We start from the raw sequence: 26,275 nt of genomic DNA, 5'->3' as shown, positions 1-26,275 counted from the left end.
CAGGCCAAGCGTGGCCATGAACAGCGTCATCGGCGAGCGATTGACCAGCGGCCTCAGCACAGTTCGCTCGATGGTGAAGCCCAGCGCAACCATGACCGCGAGGGTAATGAGCAGCGAAAGCGCAAACGGGATGCCGCGTTCGACAAGGCTGACAAAGGTGAGTGCGGCGAACAGCACCATCGACCCTTGCGCGAAGTTCAGCACGCCCGACGTCTTGTAGATCAGCACGAAACCGATGGCGACGAGCGAATACATGACGCCTGAGAGCAAGCCACCGACCAGCACCTCGATGACGAAGAGGAAATCATAGTAGCTCATCAGATGCCCTCGCCATCTTCGCCTTCGGCGGTGCCGATATAGGCCCGGATCACCGCCGGATTGGCCCTGACCTCGGCCGGTGTCCCGTCGGCGATCTTGCGGCCGTAGTCGAGCACGGCGACGCGGTCGGAGAGTCCCATGACCACCCCGATGTCGTGTTCGATCAGGATGATGGTGACGTCGTGCCGGTCGCGCGCTGCGCGCACGAAACCGGCCATCTCGGCCTTCTCGGTCGCCGTCATGCCGGCCATCGGTTCGTCGAGCAGCAGGATCTTCGGCTCGGCGACAAGCGCGCGCGCCAGTTCGACCCGCTTCTGCAGGCCGTAGGGCAGCGTTGCGACCAGGCGATCGGCGACGGCCTCGAGATGCAGGAAGGCGATTGTCTGGTCGACCTTTTCAGCGATCGCGGCATCTTCGCGCCGGGCGCGCGGTAGGCCGGCGATATGTTCGACAAAGCTGGCGCGCCGGGTGTGGACGCGGCCCGACGCGATGTTGTCGCGCACTGAAAGCCCACCGAACAGTGCCAGGTTCTGGAAGGTGCGCGCGACGCCGAGCCGTGCCAGACGGCTTGCCGACACCCGGGAGAAGGACTGGCCATCGATCGCGATCTTGCCCTGATCGGCGTGATAGAGGCCGCTGATGATGTTGATCAGCGAGGATTTGCCGGCGCCATTGGGACCGATCACAGCGCGAATCTCGCGGCTTTTGACCTCGAGGTCGACATCCCGCAGTGCCATGACGCCACCAAAAGAAATGCTGATCCCGCCCAGCGCCAGGATCGCATCAGCCTTTGGCGACAGGCGCGCCGGGCGCGTGTCCTCGACGGGACCAGCACCAGCAAGAATGCCGGAGATTTCGGGCGCGCGCTCGTAGGCGGCGGCTCCCAGCGAAGCACCAATCATGAAACGTCCCTGATTTTGAAGGCGTGCGGGCGGCGGCCTGAAGGCCGCGCCTGTCCTATTCCGCGGCGACGAGCTCCCTGTCGCGCGCCGCTTCCAGTTCGCGCACCAGAGGGATGACGCGCTTGCCGAAGAACTCCACCTCTTCCTGGAAATGCAGGAAGCCGAGCAGGATCAGATCCGCGCCGGCATCCTTCAGCTTGAGGATGCGTTCGGCAATCTGTTCCGGCGTGCCGATGAGATTGCTGCGGAAGCCGTCATTGTATTGGACAAGATCCTCGAACGAGGATTTCGCCCAGTTACCCTCGCCTTCCGGCGAGGCCTTGCCGGCATTCTTGACCTGATCGGCGAAACCCTGCACCGCCTCCGGATTGGCCTTGGCGATGATCTCGTCGAGCACGGTGCGCGCTTCTGCCTCGGTTTCACGAGCGATGGCAAAGGCGTTGACGCCGATCTTGACCTTGTGGCCATTGGCCTTCGCCTTGGTCTTGATGTCATCAACCTGCTTCTTGATCTCTTCCGGCGTGTTGCCGTTGGTGAAATACCAGTCGGAAACCCGCGCAGCCATGTCGCGCGCCGCGCGTGATGAGCCGCCCTGGAATATCTCCGGCTGCGGATCGATCGGCCTCGGCTTCATCGAGTAGTTGGTAAAGCGATAGAAGTCGCCCTTCAGAGTGAAATTGTCCTCGGTCCAGATGCCGCGCAGCGCACGGATGAATTCCTCCGAGCGGCGATAGCGCTCGTCGTGGTCGAGCCACAGCTCGCCGATGGCGGCGAACTCACCGCGGAACCAGCCGCTCACGACATTGACCGCGACACGGCCATTGGTCAGGTGATTGATGGTGGCTATCTGCTTGGCCGCCAGCGCTGGATTCCATGGGCCGGGCAGGATCGCCGCGATGACTTTCAGCGTTGTGGTGGCAGCGAGCAAGGCATGGCTGAACGAGACGGATTCGTGCTGGTTGTCGGCGCCATAGCCGGCCGTGAAGCGTATTTGGCTGAGCGCGTAGTCGAAGCCGTTGGCCTCGGCGATCTGGGCAAGCTTGCGGTTATAGTCGATGTCCCAGCCTGTCCGCTGCTCGATGTTGGAGATGACAAGGCCGCCCGAAACGTTCGGGACCCAGTAGGCGAACTTCACGTTGTCGGAATTCGAGGTCATTTCGTTCGTTTCCCCTTTTGATTGGCTTCAACCGACGCGCGTGGCGACGGCAGTGTTTGCATCACTGGAATTAAGCAAGGAAATCGCTTCGGTAGCGGCCCGTGAGATGCGCTCGATAATCGCCGCGCGGACGATCTTGGCATCGACGAAATCGTCGGGCGCGCCGTAGACGCCGGTCGGGACGGTGACGGCCCCGAAAAAACCGAACAATGGCCGGAGCTGATGTTCGAGAACCAGGCCATGGTATGGACTTCCGCCGGTTGCCGCGAGAAGCACGGTCTTGCCCGTCAGTGCACGATGATCGACGAGGTCGAACAGGTGCTTGAGAGCGCCGGTGTAGGACGCCCGATAGACCGGCGTTCCGACCACGAGCAGGTCGGCCTTCTCGACACGCTGGATGATCGCTTCGCCAGACGCGCCGAGCGCACGACGAGACAGCCCGGCGAAAATCGAAGGCGCCGCCTCGGTGATTTCGATCAGGCCGGTTTCTGCCGGGACGCGCAAGGCGACTGCCTTGACCAGCGCGTTGACCACCGCGGTAGTGCGCGATGGTGTGCTTACGCCGCCGGATATTCCGAGAACCGATAGCCTTGCCAACTCGTCAATCTCCCGGACCCTGCATGCGCATCGGGTCATTTCCAAACCGGGGCAGACGATATTCGACAAAATCTATAGAGATAAGGAACTACATTCCGATTTTTCGGCCTCGCGGAGAAAAATGCCGTTCTGCTAATGGACGTAGCAATGTCCGTATAGCGAGCAGACCGAAGCTCAGGCCATCAATACGGCTTCGCATTCATCCATCACCATTTTCAAACGCGCCTAAGCCTTGGGCAATTAGGTTCGTTGCCATGACCAGTGAAACGATCGCGCCGGAATTGAAAACGACGACCCACCATTTACCACCGGTCAGGAAGCCGTAGCCGTCGGCGACGGCTAGCCCCCAATCGGCGGAAGGCGGCTGGATGCCGAGGCCCAGAAAACTCAGCGTCGCGATCGAAAAGAACGCGTAGCCCAGCCGAGTGACGAACTCGATGAGGATGGTCTCCCTGATGTTGGGCAATATCTCCAGGAACATGATGGCGAGCGCGCCTTCGCCGCCAAGCCGGGCGGCGCTGACATAGTCGCGCTGCTTCTGCTCGCGCACGGCGGCGCGGACGGTGCGCGCCACCAGCGGCGCATAGGCGATGCCGATCACCAGGACGACGGTCAGGTTCGACGGCCCGATCGCCACCAGCGTCATGGTGACGAGAACGATGAATGGAAACGCCATCAGTGTATCGAGCAACCGCGCGCCGATGGCATCGGTGAGGCCATCGAAATAGCCGAGCACCAGGCCGATGATGCTGCCGGCGGCAACGCCGACCAGCGTCGCCAGCGGCGCAACCAGCAGGATATCGCGCGATCCGACGATAATGCGGGACAGCACGTCGCGGCCGAGCTGATCGGTCCCGAACCAGTGCGAGGCATCGGGCGGCGTCAGCATCGCCAGAAAATCCTCGGCATAGGGATCATACGGAACGAAAAGATTGCCTGCTACCGCGCATACGACCCAGAACAGTAGCAGCAGCGTTCCGATCACGACCGATGGGGGCAGTCCGGAGAAGGCACTGCCGATCCTGCGCACCGCCGGAAAACCGGCCACGGCGCGCCGTGATGCGGAAAACTCCGTCAGATCCGTCATGGCGAGGTCCGACGGCGTTGCCGCGGATCGAGCAAGGCCAGCACGAAGTCGCCCGCCGCCGCCGAAAGAACAAAGATTGCCGCCATCACCAGCACCCCCGCTTCAAGCATCGGGAAATCTCGCGCCTTGGCCGCGTTCAGAACCAGATTGCCAAGTCCCTGGATGCCGAACAGCGCTTCGATCACAACCAGCCCGCCAAGCATGTATCCGGTCTGCGTCGCCAGCACCGCGATGGTCGGGGTCAGCGCATTGCGCAGCACGTGCCGAAGGATGATCTCGCGCCGCTCAAGCCCTTTCAGGACGGCGGTGCGTCTGTAGTCGGCGGCCATCGCCTCGATCACGCCGGCCCGCGTCATCCGGGCGATGTAGCCGGCAAGATTGAGCACCAGCGGCAGCGCCGGCAGGATCAGATAGTAGCCTTGCGTCCAGAAGCCCGCGCCATCCGGCGCAACGCCTGAGATCGGGAACCAGTTCAGCCACAGGCCGAAAACGATGAGCAGCATCAGGCCGGACACAAAATCCGGCACGATGCCGAAGGAGACGCCCGCCATCACGATCAGCCGGTCGATGAGGCGGCCGGCGTTGAGACCGGCGATGACACCGCCGCCAACCCCGAGCGGAATGAGAAAGACCAAAATAATGCCGGCAAGGGATGCGGAGCGCTTCAGGCTCTCCAGCATGAACGGGGCCACCGGCGCGCGCATCGAAAGCGAGGTGCCGAAATCGCCTGACACCGCCTTGCTGAACCAGAGCCAATACTGGACGAGAACTGGCTGGTCGGCGCCCAGCCGCTTGTTCAGCTCCGCCACCGCCTGCGCGTCGGCAAACGGCCCGAGCATCACGCGGCCGACATCGCCGGGCAAAACCTGCCCGGCGAAGAAAACCAGGACACTGACAAGCCACAGCGTGAGGACAAGAGTGCCCACACGCGCTGACAGAATGCGGCCGGTCAGCATGTCGCGATCATGCCTGGACGAAGGAAACGCGATCGAGCAGCAGATGCGAGATTGCGGTGAAGCGCACGCCTTCGACCTTCGAGCTGACAATCCGGCTGTATTGCGAGAAGTAGCTGATGATCGCCGGCGTCTCGTCAAGCAAAAGCGTCTGGATCTTGCCGGCAGCAAGGCGCTGGGCATTGAGGTCACGCGCCTTCGAGTAGTCGAGCAGCAGCGCATCATAGCCGGGGTTGTTGAAATGCGCCGCGTTCCAGGCTCCCGTACTCTTCAGCGTGGCGTTGAGGAAGATGTCGGGCGTGCCGCGATGGCCGTAGTCGGTGATGCCGAGAACCGAATCCAGCCAAGGCGAGCTGCCGAAGGTCGCCGAGCCGTAATAGGCGTCCTGCGGCAGGACATTGAGCTTGACATCGATGCCGATCTTTTTGGCGAAGTTCTGGATGATCACCGCATAGTCGGGAATGTCATAGGCGCGTTCGGTGGTCAGCGTCACCTCGAAGCCGTTCGGCACGCCAGCCTCGCCAAGCAGCCGCTTGGCTTCCGTGATATCGTGCTTGCGCTGCGGCACCGACGGATCGGCCGAAGGGAAGATCGGCGCGAACGGGGTGTCGTTGCCGACGATGGCGCGGCCCTTCAGCAGCCCCTTGACCACCGCCTCGCGGTCGATGGTGAGTGCCAGCGCACGGCGGATGCGCTTGTCGGTGAACGGCGCCTGGTCGGTTCTGAGATGCACCTGGTCATGCGAGCTTGCCTGCACGCTGAGCAGCTTGAAGTTGGGTTGCCCTCGATCGCCAGTTCCAACCGCGTCGTGCTGGGGATGACGTCGAGCTGGCCGGCCTGCAGCGCCAGCACCTGCGCCTGCTCGTCGTCGAAGAACTTGATCTCGACGCGGTCGGGCAGCGCCTTGTCGCCCCAGTAATCGTCATTGCGCACGAAGCTCGCGCCTTGCTTGGGACGGAAGGATTCGAGCTTGAACGGGCCGGTGCCGTTGAAATTTTTCTCGAAATCGCCGGCATAGTCGGCCGGCAGGATGACGGCGTTATAGACGTCGGAAGAGACATAGAACGGGAAATTGCTGTTCGGACCGTCCAGATCGAAGGCGACCGTTTCGTCATCGACCAGCTTGGCGCCACCCTTGGACAGGATGCCCTTGTAGGCTGAGAGCGCCGACGAGCCGCTGGCGGGATCGACCAGCCGCTCGAAGCTCGCCACCACGTCCTTGGCGGTGACGGCGCGGCCATCGTGGAATTTCACTCCTTGCCGCAATTTGAAGGTCCAGCGGCTGGCTGTCTCGTCGGCCTCCCAGGACAAGGCGAGCTTCGGCTGGAGACCGTCCTTCGGATCGTCGAGGATCAGATATTCGCCGACCTGGCTGATCACCCCGATGCTGGCCGGATCGGTCACCGAAACCGGATCGATCGCCTTGGTCGGCTGACCGAGCCCGACACGAACCGTGCCGCCGGCGGCGGCCGCGGCGCGTGCGGCTCCGAACCCCTGCGAGGCGGCAAAGCCTGTCAGGCCGAGCAGTGCGGCGTATTTCAGGAGATCGCGGCGCTTGAGAAAGCCGCCCTGATATTCGTCGACGGCGACATTCCAGATGTCCCCCGACAGGCTGCGAAGTGCGTCGATATCCCTGCGTTTGGTCATGTTAAACCCTGCTTTGAAATGAAAATTGAAAACCTATGCGACGGGTTCGCCGTCGAGATGGATGCGGTCAACGGCCTGCGGATAGAAGGCGATGAGGCCTTTGATCTTCGGCATTTCGACGATTGGATCCCGGTAGCTCCAGGCGATGTCCGGGCGCACCGTTCCGTCGCTCAGCACCCCCGACCAGTAGGAGGCAATGCCCTTGTAGGGACATCGCGTCGTTGTAACGGACGCCGTCAGCCGCTCCAGCCGGATGTCTTCCGCCGGCAGATAGAAACGCGTCGGCAGATGCGTCTCGAACAAAAGCACCGGGCGGTGACTGTCGGCGATCGGCTCGCCGTCGAACCAGACCTGCACATGGCTCGTGCTTTGCAGCACATCAATGCGCGCATAAGGGTCTCGCGCATGGACGAAGACCTCTTCGTCCTCCTCGAACCATTGTCGACGGCCTTCCAGGTGAAGGCGATCCGCCCGGCCAGCGACGCCAGCGCTTCGTCCGGCGGCGAGATGAACGCCCACGCCGCGTTGGCACTGCGCCTGTCGCCGCTGTCGATATCCCAATAGGCCGTCTCGCCACCGACTGGATGCGGTTCGCGATGCAGCGAGGGCTTCAGCACCGACGGGTCTACCGCTGACGGCGGGAAGAAATAGATCGGCAGGAAATGGTTGGAGCGCAGCACCAGCACGTTGCGGCTGTCGGCGATGGTGCGGCCGCCGAATTTGACGCGCACACGCTTGGGACTGTGCAGGACATTGACGAGCTGCGGCGCGGTGGCTTCGCGAGGCTGCAATCTTGGCGCGACGGTCATGATCGTTCTCCCGGTCAGGACACGGCGCGTGCGTTGTCGCGCTGCTCGGCGAAGCGGTTTGCCGGCCGCGCCAGACCGCAGCGGTCGCGCAGCGTTCCCGGCGCGTATTCGGTCGGGAACACGCCGCGGCGCTGCAGCTCCGGCACCACCTGCTCGGCGAAATTCACCCAGTCCTCGGGCAGCAGCGGGAACATCAGGTTGAAGCCGTCGGCGGCGCCTGAAACGAACCAGTCCTGCAACTGGTCGGCGATCTGTTTGGGCGTGCCGGCGACGGTCGGCACCGAACCGCTGTTGGCGAGCTTGCGGGCGATGTCGCGTAGGCTGAGATTCTGCTTCGACCATTCCTTGACCCGGTTGAGCGATGTCCGTCCGCCATTGAAGGTGCTCTCGTCCGGCAGCGGCGGCAGCGGCCCGTCTGGCGGATAGACGGAGAGATCGATGCCGCTCCAGCTGGACAGAAGGTCGATGCCGACCTGATCGGGCAACAGGGTCTGGAGGTATTCCTGCTTTTCGCGGCCTTCCGCCTCGGAAGCGGCGACAATCGGCAGAATGCCCGGCAGGATCTTGAAGCTCTCCGGCCGCCTGCCATAGCGGGCGAGGCGCTCGTTGATGTCCTGCCGGTATTTGATGCCGTCTTCCCTGGTGCTGTAGATGGCGAAATGCACGTCGGCCTGGGCGGCGGCGAAGTTCTTGCCGTCCTCGGACGAGCCGGCCTGGACGATCAGCGGGTGGCCCTGCGGCGGCCGCGAGACGTTGAGCGGCCCGCGCACCTTGAAGTGCTTGCCCTTGTGATCGATGGGGTGGACCTTGTCGGGATCGGCGAAATAGCCCGTCTCCTTGTCGATCAGCAGCGCCTCGTCTTCCCAGCTGTCCCAAAGCGCCTTGACGATATCGAGGAATTCGGCCGCGCGCTCATAGCGGAACGCATGTTCGATGTTGCCGTCGCGGCCGAAATTGCGCGCCTCCTCGTCCATGGCCGATGTGACGACGTTCCACGACGCCCTGCCCTTGCTGATATGGTCAAGCGAGGCGAACATGCGCGCAACATTGTAGGGCTCGCTGTACGAGCTCGACACCGTGGTGATCAGGCCGATGTGTTTGGTCACGCCGGCCAGTGCCGACAGCAGCGTCAATGGCTCAAGGCGGGCATTGGCGTAGTGGGCGACACCGCTCTTGACCGAATCCCAGATCGAAACGTGGTCGGCGACGAAGATGGTGTCGATCCTGGCCCGCTCGGCCGCTTGCGCGAGATCACGGTAGAACTCGAAGTCCAGCACCTCCCGGCCCGGCGCCCGCGGATGGCGCCACGACATCCGATGATCGCCCTGCGGGTTGAAGAAAAATGCGCTGAGGATCATGTGGTCTCGAGCCATGCCGGTCTCCTTCCAGATCTGCTCCGGAGATTGTCGCACTGCTTCGGCAAGCGGCGACAATCGCTCTTGAGCCATGAAAGTTAGATTGCGCTCCGTCCTAATTCGAGTAACTTTATAGATATAATGCGTTGCGAAAGTGGAAGCGATTGCCCTCGATCGCGACGCTGGAAGAAAGTGGTTTCAAGCTCCCAATGTCCTCCTCGGTTCTGAACGTCGACCAGCTTTCCATCGCCTATGACGGGCGCAATGGATCGCATCCCGCCGTCAGTGGCGTCTCCCTGCGCATAGGCGAAGGCGAAGCACTCGGCCTTGTCGGCGAGTCCGGATCGGGGAAAAGCTCGGTGGCGCTCGCCATCCTGCGCTATCTGCCGAAGAATGCCCGCATCGCGGCGTCAGCGCTGGAGTTCCAGGGCCGCGAAATCCGCGACCTTTCCGCCGAGCAGTTGCGCCAACTCAGGGGAAATCATATCGCCGCCGTCTACCAGCACCCGGGCGCGGCCCTCAACCCAAGCATGACGATCGGCCGCCAGATCACCGAGACGATCATGCGGCATCGCCCGGTGCGCCATGACGAGGCGCGCGAGCGGGCTTGCGAACTGCTCGGGCGCGTTCGGGTGAGCCATCCGGAGCGGGTGCTGGGGCTCTATCCACACGAACTCTCCGGCGGCATGCAGCAGCGCGCCAACATCGCCATCGCGATTGCGCTCGACCCGTCGCTGCTGGTGCTGGACGAGCCGACGACGGCGCTCGACGCCAGCGTCCAGTCCGAGATCATCGCTATCCTCTCCGGCCTGCGCAAGGACCACAAAACCAGCATTCTGCTGATCAGCCACGACATCAACATGATCCGCCGCACCTGCGACCGGGTGGCGGTGATGCAGTCGGGAACCGTGGTCGAAAGCGGCGCCGCCGGCGACGTCTTCGACAACCCCTCTCACGCCTATGCGAAGGCGCTGATCGCCTCGATCCCGGCGCTCAACTACACGAAGCGGAATGGAAGACTGGCGGAGACGGACGGCCTGCCATCGCACTCGGCGGTCCAGAATGAAGACGCGGGCCGGCGCAAAGAACGCCGAATCGCGATCGCCTGCAAAGGCATCAGCCATGCGTTCGGCAGCCAACTGGTGCTCAGCAATATCGATCTCGACATCGGCCACGGCGAGACCTTCGGGCTGATCGGCGAATCCGGTTCCGGCAAGTCGACGCTGGCAAGGATCGTCACCGGCCTACAGATGCCAGACGCCGGATCGGTCGAGCTGTTCGGCAGGACGGTCGCACCGCGCGTCGAGAAGAGAAGTATTGGCGAACGCCGCGATGTGCAGATGGTTTTCCAGTCGCCGGATCGCACGCTCAATCCGCGTAAGCGGATCGGCAGGATACTCGGCCGCCCGCTGCGCCGGCTCGCCGGCCTGCGCAGCAGTGAGATAAAGGCCCGCGTCAGCGATTTGCTGCAATCGGTTCGCCTTGCCGGCGCCACAGCCGAGCAGAAGTCGCGATCACTATCCGGCGGCCAGCGGCAACGGGCGGCCATCGCACGGGCCTTCGCCGGCGTGCCGAAGGTCGTCGTGCTCGACGAACCCACTTCGGCGCTCGACGTTTCCGTCCAGGCAACTGTTCTCAACCTGCTCAACGACCTGCAGCGCGACAAGGACACGACCTATCTGTTCATCAGCCACGATCTCAGGGTCGTGCGCTACATGGCCGACAGGATCGGCGTGCTGTACCGCGGCCGCCTGGTCGAAACCGGCTCATCCGACCAGATTTTTCACGGACCCAATCATCCCTATACGAAACTGCTGCTGGCGGCGTCTTCAGACGATGCAGCGCCGAAGATCATCTCTCAGGCCGACATCGCGGCGGGCCCGAGCCAGGGATGCGCCTTCGCCGGCCGTTGCTCGCTCGCTGTTGCCGATTGCTGGAAAGCCGAACCGCCCCTCAGCCAAGCTGGCGACGAGCACCTGATCGCATGTTGGCGGCTCGACCAAGGTTCATGAAGGACGGATCATCATTCTGAAGATCCGTCGCGCTCGCGAGGAAGGCGCGATGGAGCTGATCCCCGTCGCAAAGTGCCAAGAGACCGGGAGCTGCGGCCGTTCGAGGCGCGGATAGCAGGAAGCTTGGCGATCAGGCATCCACCGTAGTCACAGGCAAGCTCGCATGGTATTTCGTCTGAGGCTCGCTCCTTACAAGCCAATGTCTACAAGTTTGATAGACATTTGCTAAGAAGCCGGTCATACTGCCTCTTCAAGTGCCTGACTTTTCGCCGTCCATGTTCGCAGGATCAGGAGATGACGATGACGCAGACATTTCTGGAAGCCGTTCCGGGCTGTATCAGGATCGTGATCGGCGCCCTTTTCCCGCCCATGGAGCTTTCACGTTATGCGCCGGACCAGGCGCAGGCGGACGACGCTTCTGACTCCGAGGCGAAATTTCGCCGCTCAGGACGGGATGAAGCTTTCTATTGGGGCATCGGCACTTGCGGCTATTGGTAGGCACCGTCGCATCCGGCCATAGACCTATCATCGAAAATGCGGGGGGTTACCTGGCAGCATTGGCTGGCTGTCGCGATCCAGGAGGAGACCGATGATCACACGCCTTTTACCCGCACTGCATGAGGGCCATGCTCCGATTCATTTGCACGGAGCCTTCGACGATGCCTTGGAAGCCTACCAGACCTGGATTCCGGGAACGGACGAGCCGCACGTGGAATTTGAGGACCAGATGGTGCCGATCAGTTCGGTCTTCGGCCGCATGCGGACCTGCACCGATATTCTTCCTTGGCGCATCGAGGGCGATGTCCTAGAGGTTGTCGGCAATACACTGGTGTTCGGCGGCGAAAAGGCGATCACTTACGCCGATGCCGCTCTGGTCCTTCGCGCTTTGTGCGTGAAGCGGCTCCGGAGCGGCGACGTCGGCAACTAACAGGCGACGCTGCATAGGTTCCCGTCAAAGCCGGAGCCGGGCACAAGGGCAGCTCGGCTCCGTATCATTCAGCCAGTATGCGTCGCGATCTGCCCTGATAGCCTCTATTTGCTCAGTCGGTCATGCGCGGCGATGGCCATAGCTCTGCATGGTGCGGATAGACTGGTGCTGCGAGAGAGGATTGAACTCTCGACCTCTCCCTTACCAAGGGAGTGCTCTACCACTGAGCTACCGCAGCCGCCGATGGCGGGGCTTCTGCCATATCGAACCGGCAAGCGCAAGGCCAAGACAAAGACGGGTTGAAAGGCCGCACCGGGCGATCGTTGCGGACATGGCCGTGCCACAATGTTGGCTATCCCTTTATATGCACCGGCGGGTCGCCGGCCGGGGGCAGAACGATGAACGGCAAGACAGTTTCTCCGAACAAGGATGGATCACCGAAGAAGGATGGTTCAGCGAAAAAGGCCGGAACGGGCCGCAAGGACCGGCTGGCCGAGCAGTTGCGCGCCAACCTGCAGAAGCGCAAGGCGCAATCGCGCTCACGAAGAGCCGGCGACGCCGACAAGCGGCCGGAGGGGCTGCAAGCGGTGATGAAAAAAGATTAACGCGAATCGGCTATGTTGGTCGCCGGTACTTTGGCCAAGTCGGCGTGGGCCAAAGTGGGGAGTAGCCTGTTTCTTGAACCAAGCCGGCCAATGGTCTAGATGGCCGCAACAGACTCAACCGATTTAAACCGGCCTTGGGCCGAGGGGACGCTCTTCATGGATCGCATCAGAATTGTCGGCGGCAACAAGCTTGCCGGAAGCATTCCGATCTCGGGCGCGAAAAACGCTGCGCTGCCGCTGATGATCGCCGCGCTTTTGACCGATGACACGCTGACGCTGGAAAACGTGCCGCATCTGGCCGATGTCGAGCAGCTGATCCGCATCCTCGGCAATCACGGCGTCGACTATTCGGTCAATGGCCGCCGCGAAAAGCAGCAGGAAGGCTATTCGCGCACCATCACTTTCTCGGCCCGCAACATCGTCGACACGACGGCGCCTTACGAGCTGGTGTCGAAGATGCGGGCGTCGTTCTGGGTGATCGGCCCGCTGCTGGCCCGCATGGGCGAGGCCAAGGTGTCGCTGCCCGGCGGCTGCGCCATCGGCACACGGCCGGTTGACCTCTTCCTCGAAGGCCTGCAGGCGCTGGGCGCCGATATCGACGTCGACACCGGCTACGTCATCGCCAAGACCAGGAACGGCCGGCTTGTCGGCAACCGTTATGTGTTCCCGAAAGTTTCGGTCGGCGCCACCCATGTGCTGATGATGGCGGCCTCGCTGGCCAAGGGCGAGACGGTGCTCGAAAACGCCGCGCGCGAGCCGGAGATCGTCAACCTCGCCGAATGCCTCAACGCCATGGGCGCGAAGATCTCGGGCGCCGGCACGGCGACCATCACCATCGACGGCGTCGAGGCGCTGTCGGGTGCGCGCGTCAGGGTAATCCCCGACCGCATCGAGACCGGCACCTATGCGATGGCGGTGGCGATGACCGGCGGCGACGTCGTGCTGGAAGGCGCGCGGCCCGACCTGTTGCAGACGGCGCTCGACATCATTTCGCAGACCGGCGCCGAGATCACGCAGACTAATTCAGGCATCCGCGTCAGGCGCAACGGCGCCGGCATTTCGCCGGTCGACGTGACAACGGCGCCCTTCCCGGCTTTCCCGACCGATCTGCAGGCGCAGTTCATGGGCCTGATGACGATGGCCAAGGGCAAGTCGCGCATCACCGAGACGATCTTCGAAAACCGCTTCATGCACGTCCAGGAACTCGCCCGGCTAGGCGCCCACATCACGCTGTCCGGCCAGACGGCGATCGTCGACGGCGTAGCGAAGCTGAAGGGCGCGCCGGTCATGGCGACCGATCTTCGGGCCTCGGTGTCGCTGGTCATTGCCGGCCTTGCGGCCGAAGGCGAAACCACGGTCAACCGCGTCTACCATCTCGACCGCGGCTTCGAGCGGCTGGAGGAAAAGCTGTCTGGCTGCGGCGCGGAAATCGAGCGCATTTCGGGGTAATGATAGCAGGCTCAGGTCGGCGCTGCCCCTCACCTGCCTGCCGGCATCTTCTCGCCGTATAGGGACGGGGAGAAGGGACGCCTCGCGAAGGATTTCGCCAACCTCCGGCGTTGCGGAGAGGGTGCCGAGGTTGCGGCCAGCCCCTACACCCGTCCCTATACGGGGAGAAGGTCCTGGCAGGAGGATGAGGGGCAGCGCCGACCGGGGCGATTGCCTGGCCAAGACCTCCGGCGCGGTTGCACGAGCCGGAAAGACCGCCTAACAGAAGGTCGAATAATCAACTCGCAGGTGCGAATTCCGCATGAATGGCCTCAAGCTTGTCGCGCTCGACGATCAGGATCTGAGCATCATCTCGGCGCATGTCCAGGATGCTGTCATGAAGGTCAGCGATCTCGAATACCTGCCTTCTGTAAAGCGCTTCGTGCTGACCATGAACCGCTTCGTCTGGGAGGCGAAATCCGGCTTCTTCCGCCAGCACAATGAGCGGCGGCAGGCCGTGCTGCATTTCGACCGGGTGCTCGGCGCCAAGACCAGCGGCATTGCCCGCGACAAGCCCGACGAAGTGCTGTCGCTGCTGGCGATCAGCTTTCTCGCGCTCGACAAACCGGCCGGCATCGTCGAGCTGATCTTTTCGGGCGGCGGCGCGATCATGCTCGATGTCGAATGCATCGAGGCACGGCTTGCCGATGTCGGCGGCGCCTGGGAAGCGACGTCGCGCCCGGTCCACAGGGTTTGAGCCGATGGCCATCACGCTTCGACAGTCCGACGCCGATTTCGAGCAGCGCTTTGCCGCGTTCCTGCTGACCAAGCGGGAAGTCTCGGCCGATGTCGACGCCGTGGTGCGCGAGATCATCGCCAAGGTGCGTGCCGAGGGCGACGCGGCGCTGGTCGGGTACACGCAGAAATTCGGCGGCGGTGACCTGGCCAGGCTCGGCATCGCCGTCTCCAGGGACGACATTGCCAAGGCTTACGAGGCCGCCGATCCGCAGACGGTCGAGGCGCTGAAATTCGCGCGCGAGCGCATCCGCTCCCACCACCAGCGGCAGCTGCCGCAGGACGACCGCTACACCGATGCCGCCGGCGTCGAGCTCGGCTCGCGCTGGACGGCAATCGAGGCCGTCGGGCTCTACGTGCCGGGCGGCACGGCGAGCTATCCGAGTTCGGTGCTGATGAACGCGGTACCGGCCAAGGTCGCCGGCGTCGAGCGCATCGCCATGGTGGTGCCGGCCTCTGGCGGCGAGGTGCCGCCGCTGGTGCTGGTGGCAGCCGATCTTGCCGGTGTCTCCGAAATCTACCGCGTTGGTGGCGCCCAGGCGATCGCGGCCCTTGCCTATGGTACCGAAACGATAAAGCCCGTCGCCAAGATCGTCGGCCCTGGCAATGCCTATGTCGCGGCGGCCAAGCGCCAGGTGTTCGGCACGGTCGGCATCGACATGATCGCCGGGCCGTCGGAAGTGCTGGTTGTCGCCGACGGCAGCAACGATCCGGACTGGATCGCCGCCGACCTCCTCGCCCAGGCCGAACACGATGTGTCGGCGCAGTCGATCCTGATCACCGACGACCGTGCCTTTGGCGCAGCGGTCGAACAGGCGGTGGAGCGGCAGTTGCAGAACCTGCCGCGCGGAGCAACGGCGGCGGCGAGCTGGCGCGATTTCGGCGCCGTCATCCTGGTGCCGACGATCGAGGCAGCACTGCCGCTGGTCGACCGCATCGCGGCCGAACATGTCGAGCTTGCCATCGACGACCCAGAGGGCTTCCTGGCGCGGATGCGCAATGCGGGTGCGGTGTTTCTCGGCCGTCATACGCCGGAAGCCATCGGCGACTATGTCGCCGGCTCCAATCACGTGCTGCCGACGGCGCGCTCGGCGCGCTTTTCGTCCGGGCTTTCGGTGCTCGATTTCGTCAAGCGCACCTCGATCCTGAAGCTCGGGCCGGAGCAGTTGCGGGCACTGGCGCCGGCGGCGATCACGCTCGCCAAGGCGGAAGGCCTCGATGCACATGGACGCTCCGTCGCCATCCGGCTGAACATGTAGAAATGTCCGACTACGACCAAACCCGCGCCAGGCTGATCGATGTCGAGCTCGACGAGACGATCGGCCGCTCGACGCCCGATGTCGAGCATGAGCGGGCGGTGGCGATCTTCGACCTGATCGAGGAGAACCGCTTCCAGCCGGTCAATGACGACGGCGCCGGGCCGTACCGGCTGAAACTGTCGCTGGCCGAATCCCGGCTGGTGTTCGCGGTGGCGCGCGAGGACGGCGCAGCCGTGGTCACCCACATCCTGTCGCTGACGCCGCTTCGGCGCATCGTCAAGGACTACTACATGATCTGCGAAAGCTATTACGATGCCATCCGCACCGCGACGCCAAGCCATATCGAGGCGATAGACATGGGCCGGCGCGGCCTGCACAATGAAGGCTCGCAGAGGCTGATGGACCGGCTTGCCGGCAAGATCGAGATTGACTTCGACACGGCGCGCCGGCTGTTCACGCTGGTTTGCGTGCTGCACTGGCGAGGCTGAAACTGGCCGCCCCGCTGCCCCGCCAGATCCTGCCCCGCTCGATCCTGTTTGTCTGCGGCATGAACGCCGTGCGCTCGCCGATGGCCGAATTGCTGGCGCGCAAGGTGCTCCCGCCTACCACCTTCGTCGCCTCGGCGGGAGTGCGCGGCGGCGAACGCGATCCGTTCGTCGATGCCGTGCTGGCCGAAGAAGGGCTGTCGCTCGGCGAACGGCACCCGAGAACGATGGATGACCTCGAGGACGATTATTTCGACCTGATCGTCACGCTGGCGCCGGAAGCCCACCACATCGCGCTCGAACTCACCCGCTCGCTGGCCGTCGAGGTCGAATATTGGCCGATGCCCGACCCGACCGGCGTCAGCGGCACGCGCGAGCAGATCATGGCCGCCTACCGCGACGTGCGCGAGCGGCTGAAGGGGCGGATCGGCCGCCGTTTCCTCGGCAACGGGGCTGAAAACGCCGCGGATTAAGCATGTTCACAAGCGGGCGTTTATCATATAGGTTCGCGCAACTTTCCGGCCGGGGCGCTGGAAGTACCCATCCAAGCAAAGGTATCGAATGCCGAAGGAAGAAGTCCTCGAGTTTCCGGGTGTCGTGACGGAACTGCTGCCCAACGCGATGTTCAGGGTCAAGCTCGAAAACGAACATGAAATCATCGCCCATACGGCCGGCCGCATGCGCAAGAACCGCATCCGCGTTTTGACCGGCGACAAGGTCCTGGTCGAGATGACGCCCTACGACCTGACCAAGGGCCGCATCACCTACCGCTTCAAGTAAGTTCAAGGACCCGGCCGGGATCGCGATGGGCATTTTGCAGAAGCTCGTGCTTGCCTCGGGTTCGCCACGCCGGATCGAGCTGCTGCAGCAGGCCGGCATCGAGCCGGACCGTGTGCTGCCGGCTGATGTCGACGAGACCCCGCTGCGCGCCGAACACCCGCGTTCGCTGGCCAAGCGCCTGGCGACGCAGAAGGCCGAGAAAGCGCTGGCCTCGCTGAAAACCGAGACGGACTACGCGCCGAGCTTCGTGCTGGCGGCCGACACGGTGGTTGCCGTCGGGCGACGCATCCTGCCCAAGGCCGAGACGCTCGACGACGCCGCCAACTGCCTTGGGCTTTTGTCCGGCCGTTCGCACCGCGTCTATTCCGGCATCTGCCTGATCACACCTGGCGGCAAGCAGCGCTTGCGGCTGGTCGAGACCAGGGTGCGCTTCAAGCGGCTGCCGCGCGAGGAGATCGAGGCCTACATCGCATCCGGAGAATGGCGCGGCAAGGCCGGCGGCTATGGCGTCCAGGGGCTTGCCGGCGCCTTCGTCGTCAAGCTTGTCGGCTCCTACACCAACGTCGTCGGCCTGCCACTCTACGAGACGGTAGCGCTTTTGAGCGGCGAAGGGTTTAAGGTGCACGCCAACTGGCTGTCGGGTGCGCGGATATGAGCCGGGACGACAAGGTCACGCCGTTACGGCCCAAGCGACCCTGCCCCGAATGCGGCAAGCCATCGGCGCGCGAAACCTACCCGTTCTGCTCGACGCGCTGCAAGGACATCGACCTCAACCGCTGGCTGAAGGGGGTCTACGTCATCCCGGGCCGCGACGACGAGGATGAGAACGACGACCAGAAATAGCATCGTCCACCTGCGGTTTTCCACAGGCTTGGGACGGTTTCGCAGCCGCGATCGTGACCGATGATCGGCCTTGCGGACTGCCTGTCGTTTCCCGCCTGCAATCAATGTCCAGAACCTGTTCCACCCGGCACTGTCGGACGGAACAGGTTCTGGCGTTTTGTCTGAGCATGATCTTTTCCGAAAACCGGATTCCACTTTTCGGGATCATGCTTTTTGTCTGAGCATAATCTTTTCCGAAAACCGGATTCCACTTTTCGGGATCATGCTCTAAGCGCTGGACAGTCCGGATTCCCGTGCTATAACCCACGCGCTTTCAAGGGGTGCCGACGGCGCTTTCATGAACCCGGTGTGCAGATTGCCGCCCGCCGGAGCAGGCCCAGATAGCTCAGTTGGTAGAGCAGCGGACTGAAAATCCGCGTGTCGGTGGTTCGAATCCGCCTCTGGGCACCATCCCCTCCCTGTCCGACCCGGAGACATGGGTAACAGATTGTACTTAAGACATGGGTGACAACCTCGTGCCGAACGGGTTCTCGATGGTCTGCAAGAATTATCGGGACCATGGCGCCAGCGGCTCCTGCTCGGCCAAATGTCGATGGAGAGCATCTTCGGCATCTTGCATCTCGCTCTGGCCATAACCGCTCTACAGACCGAGGGCGCAGCCGTCCTTGCGCGGTTCAGAACCGCCCAGCAGGGTCCCGTTTGCCCAATCGATGCGAATGGCCTGCGCACCGCCGATCGGGTCCGTGGCGGGAATGATTTCGAAACCGCGTCGGCTAAGTTCAGCTACGGTTTCGCCAGCGAGCCCGTGTTCGGCCTGGACGTTCATGGTGCCGCTGACGGGGGCGACCCGCGGCAGATCAATCGCCTCCTGCAGATCCATCCCGAAATCGAGCACCTTCGTCAGCAGGTGCGCGTGGCCCATTGCCTGGTAGTAGCCGCCCATAACGCCGAAAGGCATTTCGGCCCGGCCGTCTCTCGCAAGCATCCCGGGTATGATGGTATGCAAAGGTCGCTTGTTCGGCGCCACTGCATTGGGGTGCCTGGGGTCAAGCGAAAAGCTTTGCCCGCGATTGTGCAAGACGACACCGGAGCGTGGCGAGACCAGGCCCGAGCCAAAGCTGTCGAAGACCGAGTTGATGAAACTGACCGCATTGCGGTCCTTATCGACAACGGAAATATAGACCGTGTCGCTGTGCAGCGGCATATCGAACGCCGGCAGGTCCGCGCGGGCGCGCTTTAGGTCAATCATGCCGGCCAGACGATCGGCCCAGGCATTCGACAACATGTCGGCCACCGGGACCTCGGAAGTGCCGGGATCGGCGACGAGCAGGTCACGCGCGGCGTAAGCGAGGCGTGTTGCTTCGATTTCCAGGTGAAGCCGGTCCGCGGATTGCGGGTCGCCGTGCGCTTCGAAGCGCGAGAGGATGTTTAGAATGAGCAGCGCGATCACACCCTGGCCATTCGGCGGACATTCGAACACATCGCAGCCTCGGAACGCCGTGCTGATCGGGGTCACGTATTCGCCTGTTGCCGAGGCGAAATCTTCAAGTGTGTGCAATCCGCCGAGCCCACGAAGATAGGCGACCATGTCGTCGGCCACAGGGCCAGTGTAGAAGGCCTCTCGTCCCTTCTTGGCGATCAGCCGCAGCGTTGCAGCCAACTCAGGCTGGCGATGCACTTCGCCAACACGTGGCGCGCGGCCGTTTGGCAGGAAAATCCGTTTCGCGGCTACATCGGAGGCCAGAAGGTCTTCTTCCAACGCCCAGTCACGATGGACCCGCGGTGAAATGGCGTAGCCTTCCTCGGCGAAACGTATAGCGGGGGCCAGGATTTGATCGAAGGGCATATGTCCATGATCAGCGTGCAATCTGGTCCAGGCATCGATGGCTCCCGGGATGGTGACGGAGCCGGGAGAATTGCGGGCCACCTCGGCCATGCCACGTTCGAGGAACCAGTCAATTGTCAGGGCGGCGGGTGTCCTGCCCGATCCGTTGTAGGCGATGACCTCGCCGGATCCGTTTCGCGACAGAAGAGCGAAGCAGTCGCCTCCAATGCCGGTCGAGGCTGGCTCGACGACACATTGCACCGCGCAGGCTGCGATGGCGGCATCCATGGCGTTGCCGCCGGCCGCCATGATCTCGACCGCCGTCAGGGTCGCCGACGGATGAGAGGTGGCGGCCATGGCCTCGCGTGAAACGACGACCGAGCGCGTTGGTTTCTCAAAATTTCGCATGCTATGCCCTTCTGATCGTGCTCAAGAGGCGGCGTCGCTCATCGTCGAGGGGCGGTGCCGCAGATGCCGCGACATCCAGTATTCGAGTGCCGCCAAGGCACGGATGATCGCGAAGTTCAAAGCGAGATAAATGGCGCCCGCGCAAATGAAGACTTCAAAGGCGCGGTAGGTCTGGGAGATCAATCCCTGGGCAATTCCAGTCACCTCCATCAAGGTCACGATGGAAGCCAGAGACGTGCCCTTGATCATCAGGATGATTTCATTGCCGTAACTCGGCAGCGCCTGGCGAAAGGCCAGCGGCAGGATAACGTGCCGATAGGTCAAACAGGTGGACAGGCCGACAGACCGCGCCGCCTCGACAAGGCCGCGTGGCACCGATTGAATCGCGCCGCGGAGGATTTCGCTGCCATAGGCGGTGGTGTTGAGGGTCAGCGCGATGATTGCGCACCAGTAGGGTTCGCGGAAAACGGTCCATAATCCAATTGCCGACAGTTGGTGCCGGAACTGACCAAGGCCATAATAGGTCAGAAAAATCTGCACCAGCAGAGGCGTGCCCCTGAACACGGCAACGAAGCCACGGATCGGCAAGACGACGAAGGGCGATTCCGATTGCTGGGCAAGCGCCAATGTGACGGCAAGAACGAAGCCGGCAACGATGGAAGTCAGGGCCAGTTCCACCGTGAGCGGCAGGCCGGCGAGTAGCTTCGGCAGGATTTCGAGGAAAAAACTGAAATCTATCATGCCGACCGGACGCGCCACGGCGCCTTCCGTTCCAGACGGTAAAAGGCGTGGCCCGTGACGGAAGCGATAGCCAGATAGAGCAAGGCTGCAGCAATGTAGAAGATGAACGGTTCACGGGTCGAACCTGCAGCGATCTGCGCCTGGCGCATCAGTTCAACGAGGCCGATTACCGATATTAGCGACGAGTCCTTCAGAACCAACTGCCACACATTGCCGAGACCTGGCAGCGCGTATCTCAGGAGCTGGGGAAAAATAACCTGTCGCAGCCGCTGCAGCCGGTTGAGACCAAGCGCGCAAGCGGCATCGTGCTGTCCCTGGTCGATGGCGACGTAAGCCCCTCGATAGACCTCGGCTTGATAGGCGCCCGAGATGATCGCGATAGCCAAGGTTCCGGTGGCAAAGGCCGGAACGCCGACGAATCCGGACCCGCCCAGGCTATGACCAAGCGAGGTCAGGGCGACGCTACCTCCATAGTAAAGCAGATAAATGGTCAGAAGGTCGGGCACGCCCCTGAAAACCGTGCAATAGCCAAGGGCCAAGAACCTCAATATTTTGGAGTTGCGGAGACGCCCGGCCGCTGCCAGCCCGCCAAATACAGCGCCAAGCGCAAAGCCCAGCACAGACAGGAGCACTGTGACCGAGGCCGCCATGAGAAGAACAGCCCCCCAACCTCCGTGCTGGAAACCAAGCAGCCGGAATGCGTCAACCATTGATACCCCCGGCATTGATGCCCCGGAAGGACGAACGGCTCAGCTCCGGAACGTGGTCAGGAATGGCCGTTCGCCGGCAAGCGCTTACTTGACTGGAGTGACGTCGCTCTTGAGCCATTTAAGCGACAGGGTTTTGATCGTGCCGTCGGCGGTCGCGGCGTCGATGGCGCCGTTGAGCATGTCTTTCAGCTTGGTGTCCTCTTTGCGGATGCCGGCCCCGGAGCCAAGACCGAAGAGGCCCCCGACAAATCCTGGTCCTGCAAGCGTATAGTCGCTGAACTCCGGCTTGCTCAGCGTGGCGGCCAGCGCTGTCTGTTGCGCGAAGAGCGCGTCGATGCGACCCGCGGCAAGATCGAGATCGTGTTGCTCGGTGGTCTTGTATTCGCGAATCTCGGCGACGTCCGAGAAGTATTTTTTCAGGAATTCCAGGTTCGCCGTTGCAGCCTGAACTCCAATGATCTTTCCCTTCAGCAATGGCTTGAGCTTGTCGATTGCCGCCTGCGAAGAGGCTTCATTGTCCAGCTTGAACCGCTCGTTGGAAATGCCGAGCTTGCCCAGTTCGCTATCATTGGCGACCGCGAAACCTGAGGGGTCAACCGCATATGGCTGGGTAAAATCAATGACCTTCAGACGTTTTTCAGTGATGAACATGCTCGCCATGATCACGTCGAACTTGCCGACGGTCAGCGCGGGGATCATGCCGTCCCAGTCCTGTGCGACGATCTTGCACTCGATCTTCATTCGCCCACACAGATCATTGGCGAGATCGACTTCGAAGCCGTCCAGCTTGCCGTCGGCTGTGGTGAAATTCCAGGGCGCGTAGGCTCCTTCGGTGGCAATGGTAATTGCCTTTGGTGTTTCTTGTGCAACGGCGGCCTGGACCAGGCCGAATAGGACCGACGCAATGGCTGCGATGCGGCTAATTTTCATGTCATTCTCCTCTTTTTTGCCGGTACGGCAGTTCCCTTTCGTCATGCCGGATTATCTTCCGGCTTCAATGAGTTAGATGGTATTCCCTAGCGGCGGCCGGGACTTGCGAAGTTGGCCAGAAGCGGCGCTGTCTCGACGATATGATCCCGCATGACGATCTCAGCCTTGCCGGCATCACCTGACCGCAGCACGTCGATCAGGATCTCGTGCTCGGCACGCGCGCTGGCGGGTTTGTCGACATAGTCGAACCAGATGCGCAGGTAGGGCTCGATCACGACGTGCAGGCTGGCAATCTGCCGGACGAGTTTGGGTCGGTTGCTCAGTTGGCAAATCTGCAAATGGAAGGCCTGATGGCGCACGACCCAGTCGCTGCTGCCGGTCTGGCTGGCGCGCTCCATGCGGTCCAGCTGGCGTTCCAGTTCTTCAAGCACTTCGGCATCGATGTGCGGCATGGCAAGCCTCACCGCCAGCCCTTCGAGCACCGAGCGTATTTCAAAGGTTTCGTAGATCTCATCGAGGGTAAGCCCGGCGACGATGCAGCCACGGTTCGGGCGAATGACCACAAGACCTTCCGCGGCCAGTTGGCGGAATGCTTCGCGAACCGGCATGCGGCTCATGCCGATTTCCGTCGCGATCTCTTCCGGGATCAGCCGGTCCCCGGCCCGGTAACGCCCCATCCTCAGGGCCCGCTGAATGTGGCGATAAGCCTCCTCCTCGGCAGTCGTGATGCCCAACGGCTCGATTGCGTCAGCTGCCATGTCCCTGGTCCGATCAGAGCGTATCTGTGTATCCACTTATCCAGTTAATCGAAACCTGTGTCAAGCACCGATGCTTGGGCGCTTTAGAATTTCTCTTGTGAGAATAAGGCACTTGGCAGGGGAAATCGGGCTAAGCACACCGTGATCGGCTAAGCCGCTGATCGGCCTACTTTTCAACGTCCGGCAAAAGGCCCGCCGCTCCATTTGCGAAGCGGCGAGGCCCCATATTCGGGGACGATTGCCGGGATTTCCCGGCATTGCCTGCAGTGCAATTCAGGTGCCAGATTTGTTGATCCAAAACGGGTCACCGCACCGGAGGCGCCAACGCGGACCTTCCGCGATCACGCTACTGCCGCGCTTTGCCGTTCCTGCTATGTTACTTTGCGGCGGACGTAATTTTTCCGCCTGGCCGGCGCCCCATCAGGCAACTTACCCCAACGCGCCCCCCAGTGGCGCCGGCCAATTTCCCCTTATTGGGGCACGGGCGCGCCGATTCCGTTATGCGCTTTCGAGCTATGGCAATCCGCCGGCGAGCCGCCTTGTCCAGCTTGCAACCATCAGTCCGCACGCGATTCCCGCGCAGTCGGCGACCCAGTCGAATAGATCCGGGTCGCGCCCTATCAGTCGCACGGCCTGAAGCCCCTCGATCGCCGCGTCCGTGAGAACGAGGAGTACGATCAGCTTCGCCTTGCGTTCCGGCCAGCCGAAACTTCCGAGAGCCGCCAGGACGACGAAGGCGGCGGCGTGATTGAGCTTGTCGTGATCAGACGTGAAAGCCAGGCCAAGGCCCCGCAGGACTTGCTCCGGCAAAAGGGCGAACAGCAGAACGCCGGCAAACGCGGCCGTAAAGGCAAACCTTGCCACGATCTGATAAGAATCCAGGCGCGACAAGGATAGAATGGCCTTTCGTCCGAAATCTGCAGGGAGCATCGGCCGCTGAATCGAGAGCGAGTGCTGCGTCCAATTTCCGCCGTCGGGGCGTCCGGTGCATCGTCAGAATGAATGAATGCATCGGGTCAGCCGCTGGGCAGACCGAACTGCTGGGAGGGCTCTGCAATGGTGCGGCTTCCGCGATCACGCAATTACCTGCTGCGCCGGCGCGGCTACAATCTGGCTGCGGCGGACCTGATTTCCGCTTGGCCGGCGCTGCGTCAGGGCACCTTACCCCATGCCACACGAAGCGGCGCCGGCCAGAATTCCATCGATTGCGTGATGACCGACCCGCGTCAAAAAAGCCCGCCGCCCTGTCGGACGACGGGCTCCGTTGCCTGGGCGCCAGGGCGCCGCGGTAGCGACAGATGTTACTAATGCTCCCGCAGGCCTCCAATATGCTGCTGCCGAACGGCGTTGCGCATCGGCTAAACAAACGAAGCCCGCGCCTCTGGCGGAGGGCGCGGGCCGATCGGGTTGCACCCGATCTGCAGCAGAAACCTGGGAGGTTCCCGCTGCTTAAGATAACAATTAGAGATTTCTAATGTTCCGCGCCAGGGGAAGATGCCGCTGCACCAGAAATCTGATGCTCGGCGCGATGATGATCGAGCCGTCAGTTCGTGCGCAAGTCGATCCGGAAAATCCGCTCGTCGAAGTGCCGCGTTTCAACGGCAAAGGTCAAAGCCACTTCAAGGACCAGACCGCCACGGTCGTCCCGGACCTTGACTGCAATCCTGCGATGAGGAAGGCCATCCCTGGCCATCTCGGCCAATGTGCGAAGGGCTTCTTTCCTGACCAGCGGGAGATCGTCATATAACGTTCCCTGATCGTCGGAATAGACAATTCCGTCTTCATCGGAATCGAAGAAGTAGCGGGGCATTGCGCTTGGCCGAAGCGGCGGCATCCGGGCACGTTGTCGATAGCTGGCCGGATCTCGGCCGATCGCGATCAGTGCCTTTCCACCGTTGGCTTCGCCGCCAGCTCACTTGCGCTCGCGCAATGCCTTCACCGCCTGCGAGAGGATCATCCGGTCGCCGCCGGTCCTTTTGATCAGCTTGCTCACCTGGCTGGGCGAAACACCATTTTCCCGCGCGAAATATTCGACCTCATAATATTCATCCGCCGAAACGCGATTGCGGTCGCTGAAGTCTCGCTTGCTCTTGTTATCGGCCATTTCCGCTCTCCTCGCCCCTTCTCTTCGCTTCAGGGGGTCAACTTTGGTGCACGCAGCAATTTGAGGGTTCGCCCGCCACAAAGTGACGCGCGAACCCTTATCGGCGCAGGAAGGGACAGTGCTGCGCAGATGCCGGGTTCGATCGGAATGGAAACAGCCTGGACCGGTGCGAGCAACCGTCGACCTTTTCCATGGAATCCTCCCGGAACGTGCAGCCAGCAACGGCCACGCGCCGCCACGGTTCCGGGTCACGCGGCAAACCCACCCTTTGCGCGCAAGGATCAGACTTAGGTCCTGCGGCAACACGTCGGTTGGTCCCTGCCGGGCGGGACCGAAGCCCCGTCGACGGAACGTTTTCAGCTGCCTTCCGTTCGAGTGAGCCTTGGCGTGAAGAGCGGACCGAGTTCGCAAAGGAGACGACCATGAGAATGCATCTTTCCACCGCGGTGGCGGGATTTTTGCTGCTGGCAGGCATCGGCGCCGCTGCGGCGCAAGACGTTGTCATCGAACCGCAGCAGGAAACGGTCATCAAGGAGTATGTGAAGAAGCAGCCGCTGGCCTCGGTGAAAATCCCTGGGGTGGAGCTCAATATCGGCTCGACGCTCCCCGATACCGTCGAGCTTCATGAAGTCCCCAACGTCAAATACCGCTATGTCGTCGTCGACAACCGCACCGTCGTCGTCGACCCAGGCACGCGCAAGATCGTCAAGATCATCGAGTGACGTGAAAGCTCGGGCAGTCGTGGGGGGGGGGGCGGGGCGGGGGGGGGGGGGGGGGGGGGGGGGGGGGGGGGGGGGGGGGGGGTGGGGGGCGGGGGGGGGCGCGCGCGGCCCGCCGCCG

The 26,275-nt window shown here is 62.6% G+C and carries 32 protein-coding genes, 2 tRNA genes and 1 pseudogene; 15 read left to right on the top strand and 20 right to left on the bottom strand.

Annotation, left to right across the window (positions count from 1 at the left end; genetic code table 11):
* The 9 genes from NKI72_RS29880 to NKI72_RS29840 all read right to left on the bottom strand — a co-directional run.
* The coding region (locus NKI72_RS29880; protein WP_502909004.1) for an ABC transporter permease subunit at positions 1–318 on the bottom strand (318 nt) is incomplete at its 3' end.
* Entirely contained in the window at positions 318–1,220 is a 903-nt protein-coding gene (locus tag NKI72_RS29875) for an ABC transporter ATP-binding protein (RefSeq protein ID WP_352470167.1), read from the bottom strand. The genes NKI72_RS29880 and NKI72_RS29875, both read right to left, overlap by 1 nt.
* A 55-nt stretch (positions 1,221–1,275) precedes the next feature.
* Complete coding sequence (sfnG, locus tag NKI72_RS29870; protein ID WP_352851607.1) at positions 1,276–2,376, bottom strand: dimethylsulfone monooxygenase SfnG; 1,101 nt, start codon at positions 2,374–2,376, stop codon at positions 1,276–1,278.
* Positions 2,377–2,403: 27 nt separating this feature from the next.
* The gene (gene msuE / locus NKI72_RS29865) at positions 2,404–2,973 is read right to left on the bottom strand and encodes an FMN reductase (RefSeq protein ID WP_352541343.1); all 570 of its coding nucleotides are present in this window, start codon (positions 2,971–2,973) and stop codon (positions 2,404–2,406) included.
* Positions 2,974–3,172: 199 nt separating this feature from the next.
* Positions 3,173–4,060: an ABC transporter permease gene (locus NKI72_RS29860; protein ID WP_352541342.1), complete on the bottom strand. Its 888-nt coding sequence runs from the start codon at positions 4,058–4,060 to the stop codon at positions 3,173–3,175.
* The gene (locus tag NKI72_RS29855) at positions 4,057–5,016 is read right to left on the bottom strand and encodes an ABC transporter permease (protein ID WP_352851606.1); all 960 of its coding nucleotides are present in this window, start codon (positions 5,014–5,016) and stop codon (positions 4,057–4,059) included. Before NKI72_RS29855 ends, NKI72_RS29860 begins: the two co-directional genes overlap by 4 nt.
* 7 nt (positions 5,017–5,023) lie before the next feature.
* Entirely contained in the window at positions 5,024–5,746 is a 723-nt protein-coding gene (locus NKI72_RS29850; protein ID WP_352851605.1) for an ABC transporter substrate-binding protein, read from the bottom strand.
* Positions 5,647–6,660 carry an ABC transporter substrate-binding protein gene (locus NKI72_RS29845; protein ID WP_352851603.1) on the bottom strand — a complete coding sequence of 338 codons (1,014 nt, stop codon included), beginning with the start codon at positions 6,658–6,660 and terminating at the stop codon, positions 5,647–5,649. Before NKI72_RS29845 ends, NKI72_RS29850 begins: the two co-directional genes overlap by 100 nt.
* A gap of 33 nt (positions 6,661–6,693) precedes the next feature.
* Complete coding sequence (locus NKI72_RS29840) at positions 6,694–7,038, bottom strand: DUF427 domain-containing protein (RefSeq protein WP_352851601.1); 345 nt, start codon at positions 7,036–7,038, stop codon at positions 6,694–6,696.
* Between the two features lie 27 nt (positions 7,039–7,065).
* Between NKI72_RS29840 and NKI72_RS29835 the strand changes: the two genes are divergently transcribed.
* Entirely contained in the window at positions 7,066–7,224 is a 159-nt protein-coding gene (locus NKI72_RS29835; RefSeq protein WP_352851610.1) for a hypothetical protein, read from the top strand.
* On the opposite strand, the pseudogene NKI72_RS29830 reads toward NKI72_RS29835, so the two are convergent.
* Positions 7,158–7,469, bottom strand: a pseudogene (locus tag NKI72_RS29830) (DUF427 domain-containing protein); the annotation flags it as partial. The gene NKI72_RS29835 and the pseudogene NKI72_RS29830 sit on opposite strands and share 67 nt — an antisense overlap.
* Before the next feature lie 14 nt (positions 7,470–7,483).
* Entirely contained in the window at positions 7,484–8,842 is a 1,359-nt protein-coding gene (locus NKI72_RS29825; RefSeq protein ID WP_352851600.1) for an LLM class flavin-dependent oxidoreductase, read from the bottom strand.
* A 191-nt stretch (positions 8,843–9,033) separates the two neighbouring features.
* Here NKI72_RS29825 and NKI72_RS29820 point away from each other — a divergent pair, with 191 nt between their 5' ends.
* From NKI72_RS29820 to NKI72_RS29810, 3 genes are all read left to right on the top strand, one after another.
* Positions 9,034–10,836 (top strand): dipeptide ABC transporter ATP-binding protein, encoded by a 1,803-nt coding sequence (locus tag NKI72_RS29820; RefSeq protein ID WP_352851599.1) that lies wholly within the window; start codon positions 9,034–9,036, stop codon positions 10,834–10,836.
* Between the two features lie 294 nt (positions 10,837–11,130).
* Complete coding sequence (locus tag NKI72_RS29815; protein WP_352457712.1) at positions 11,131–11,334, top strand: hypothetical protein; 204 nt, start codon at positions 11,131–11,133, stop codon at positions 11,332–11,334.
* A gap of 91 nt (positions 11,335–11,425) precedes the next feature.
* Positions 11,426–11,764, top strand: a complete 339-nt coding sequence (locus tag NKI72_RS29810; protein ID WP_352851598.1) for a BRA0787 family protein — start codon at positions 11,426–11,428, stop codon at positions 11,762–11,764.
* A gap of 163 nt (positions 11,765–11,927) precedes the next feature.
* On the opposite strand, the gene NKI72_RS29805 is transcribed toward NKI72_RS29810, so the two are convergent.
* Positions 11,928–12,002, bottom strand: a tRNA-Thr gene (locus NKI72_RS29805).
* Between the two features lie 160 nt (positions 12,003–12,162).
* Between NKI72_RS29805 and NKI72_RS29800 the strand changes: the two genes are divergently transcribed.
* The 10 genes from NKI72_RS29800 (at position 12,163) to NKI72_RS29755 (ending at position 18,409) form a co-directional block, all read left to right on the top strand.
* Positions 12,163–12,369: a hypothetical protein gene (locus NKI72_RS29800; protein WP_352501732.1), complete on the top strand. Its 207-nt coding sequence runs from the start codon at positions 12,163–12,165 to the stop codon at positions 12,367–12,369.
* Between the two features lie 156 nt (positions 12,370–12,525).
* A complete protein-coding gene (gene murA / locus NKI72_RS29795) occupies positions 12,526–13,818 on the top strand; it encodes a UDP-N-acetylglucosamine 1-carboxyvinyltransferase (protein ID WP_023677408.1) in 1,293 nt (430 codons plus the stop codon).
* Positions 13,819–14,119: 301 nt separating this feature from the next.
* Positions 14,120–14,554 (top strand): DUF2948 family protein, encoded by a 435-nt coding sequence (locus tag NKI72_RS29790; RefSeq protein ID WP_352470153.1) that lies wholly within the window; start codon positions 14,120–14,122, stop codon positions 14,552–14,554.
* A 4-nt stretch (positions 14,555–14,558) separates the two neighbouring features.
* Positions 14,559–15,851: a histidinol dehydrogenase gene (gene hisD, locus NKI72_RS29785; RefSeq protein WP_352851597.1), complete on the top strand. Its 1,293-nt coding sequence runs from the start codon at positions 14,559–14,561 to the stop codon at positions 15,849–15,851.
* Positions 15,852–15,853: 2 nt separating this feature from the next.
* Positions 15,854–16,339 carry a UPF0262 family protein gene (locus NKI72_RS29780; protein WP_352613943.1) on the top strand — a complete coding sequence of 162 codons (486 nt, stop codon included), beginning with the start codon at positions 15,854–15,856 and terminating at the stop codon, positions 16,337–16,339.
* Positions 16,327–16,809: an arsenate-mycothiol transferase ArsC gene (locus tag NKI72_RS29775; protein ID WP_502906737.1), complete on the top strand. Its 483-nt coding sequence runs from the start codon at positions 16,327–16,329 to the stop codon at positions 16,807–16,809. Before NKI72_RS29780 ends, NKI72_RS29775 begins: the two co-directional genes overlap by 13 nt.
* A gap of 88 nt (positions 16,810–16,897) precedes the next feature.
* Complete coding sequence (gene infA, locus NKI72_RS29770; protein ID WP_006200926.1) at positions 16,898–17,116, top strand: translation initiation factor IF-1; 219 nt, start codon at positions 16,898–16,900, stop codon at positions 17,114–17,116.
* A 25-nt stretch (positions 17,117–17,141) separates the two neighbouring features.
* On the top strand, positions 17,142–17,771 hold the full coding sequence (locus tag NKI72_RS29765; protein WP_352470150.1) for a Maf-like protein: 630 nt from the start codon (positions 17,142–17,144) through the stop codon (positions 17,769–17,771).
* Positions 17,768–17,959 carry a DNA gyrase inhibitor YacG gene (gene yacG / locus NKI72_RS29760; protein WP_352851596.1) on the top strand — a complete coding sequence of 64 codons (192 nt, stop codon included), beginning with the start codon at positions 17,768–17,770 and terminating at the stop codon, positions 17,957–17,959. Before NKI72_RS29765 ends, yacG begins: the two co-directional genes overlap by 4 nt.
* Before the next feature lie 374 nt (positions 17,960–18,333).
* A tRNA-Phe gene (locus tag NKI72_RS29755) sits at positions 18,334–18,409 on the top strand.
* A gap of 190 nt (positions 18,410–18,599) precedes the next feature.
* Here NKI72_RS29755 and ggt read toward each other — a convergent pair.
* The 8 genes from ggt to NKI72_RS29715 all read right to left on the bottom strand — a co-directional run bounded on the left by ggt (position 18,600) and on the right by NKI72_RS29715 (position 25,435).
* Complete coding sequence (gene ggt / locus NKI72_RS29750; RefSeq protein ID WP_352851595.1) at positions 18,600–20,192, bottom strand: gamma-glutamyltransferase; 1,593 nt, start codon at positions 20,190–20,192, stop codon at positions 18,600–18,602.
* 21 nt (positions 20,193–20,213) lie between these two features.
* Positions 20,214–20,933, bottom strand: a complete 720-nt coding sequence (locus NKI72_RS29745) for an ABC transporter permease (protein ID WP_352772608.1) — start codon at positions 20,931–20,933, stop codon at positions 20,214–20,216.
* Entirely contained in the window at positions 20,930–21,643 is a 714-nt protein-coding gene (locus NKI72_RS29740; RefSeq protein WP_502909003.1) for an ABC transporter permease, read from the bottom strand. The genes NKI72_RS29745 and NKI72_RS29740 overlap by 4 nt, the downstream gene beginning before the upstream one ends.
* Positions 21,644–21,727: 84 nt before the next feature.
* A complete protein-coding gene (locus tag NKI72_RS29735) occupies positions 21,728–22,573 on the bottom strand; it encodes a transporter substrate-binding domain-containing protein (RefSeq protein WP_352851593.1) in 846 nt (281 codons plus the stop codon).
* An 86-nt stretch (positions 22,574–22,659) separates the two neighbouring features.
* Positions 22,660–23,331: a GntR family transcriptional regulator gene (locus NKI72_RS29730; RefSeq protein ID WP_352470145.1), complete on the bottom strand. Its 672-nt coding sequence runs from the start codon at positions 23,329–23,331 to the stop codon at positions 22,660–22,662.
* A gap of 513 nt (positions 23,332–23,844) precedes the next feature.
* Positions 23,845–24,195, bottom strand: a complete 351-nt coding sequence (locus NKI72_RS29725) for a VanZ family protein (RefSeq protein ID WP_352851591.1) — start codon at positions 24,193–24,195, stop codon at positions 23,845–23,847.
* Positions 24,196–24,874: 679 nt separating this feature from the next.
* On the bottom strand, positions 24,875–25,141 hold the full coding sequence (locus NKI72_RS29720) for a DUF6894 family protein (protein ID WP_352501726.1): 267 nt from the start codon (positions 25,139–25,141) through the stop codon (positions 24,875–24,877).
* Positions 25,142–25,243: 102 nt separating this feature from the next.
* Entirely contained in the window at positions 25,244–25,435 is a 192-nt protein-coding gene (locus NKI72_RS29715) for a DUF3606 domain-containing protein (protein ID WP_352501725.1), read from the bottom strand.
* Positions 25,436–25,857: 422 nt separating this feature from the next.
* On the opposite strand from NKI72_RS29715, the gene NKI72_RS29710 reads away from it, so the two are divergent.
* Positions 25,858–26,157, top strand: coding sequence for a DUF1236 domain-containing protein (locus tag NKI72_RS29710; protein ID WP_352488261.1), 300 nt, complete (start codon positions 25,858–25,860; stop codon positions 26,155–26,157).
* Positions 26,158–26,275: the final 118 nt, after the last annotated feature.

Origin of the sequence: Mesorhizobium sp. M0437 (assembly GCF_040321335.1) — a bacterium.
Lineage (GTDB): Bacteria > Pseudomonadota > Alphaproteobacteria > Rhizobiales > Rhizobiaceae > Mesorhizobium.
The sequence above is the reverse complement of the archived record's forward strand: the minus strand, read 5'-3'. Positions and strand labels throughout refer to the sequence as shown.